Here is a 621-nt window from a genome sequence, read left to right as displayed (position 1 = left end):
TGGGGTTCCCCAGAAAAAGTGGACGCGGTTAGCTTGCTTCCAGGGTGACACTCATGGTGCGTTCGTAGCTAATTGGTGAGCGCTGACCGATCGCCGAGTGCCTACGTTGATGATTGTAGAATCGCATCCAATTGTCAACTGCTGCAATCAATTCGACTTTCGTCGCGAAAGTGTGCCGGTAGTAGAACTCATGCTTGAACGTCGACCACAGCGATTCGGCACCGGCGTTATCCCAGCAGATCCCAGTGGCACCCATCGAACGGCGCAAACCATGCTCGGCGGCGGCCTCAGCCATGCCGTGCGAGGTGAATTGGGTCCCGCGGTCTGAATGCAGTATGACGCCGTTGGCGTTGCCGCCGCGGGTGAACACTGCCCGATCCACGGCCGTGGTCACCAACTCGGTGCGCATGTGATCATCGACCGCCCAGCCCAGTGCCCGGCGGGAATGTTCGTCGCGGATCGCACACAGAAACATGTCGCCTTCACCGCAGCTCAGGTAGGTGATGTCGGTGGACCACACCGCGTCGATACGGCCCTGGTCAAAGCGGCGACCCACCAGATCCGGCGGGAACGACGCGCACGGATCAACGACCGTGGTGGTCTTGAAGGTGCGCGGACTGA

Annotated in this window: 1 protein-coding gene; it reads right to left on the bottom strand. The window is 60.4% G+C overall.

Annotated features, from left to right (window positions below):
• Positions 1-28 precede the first annotated feature (28 nt).
• A partial coding sequence (locus ACXMYJ_RS29295) for an IS3 family transposase (protein ID WP_460359573.1) occupies positions 29-621 on the bottom strand: 593 nt, incomplete at its 5' end.

This window comes from Mycobacterium sp. ZZG (assembly GCF_054786995.1).
Note: the sequence above shows the minus strand (reverse complement) of the source record. Positions and strands in the feature narration are given on the sequence as shown.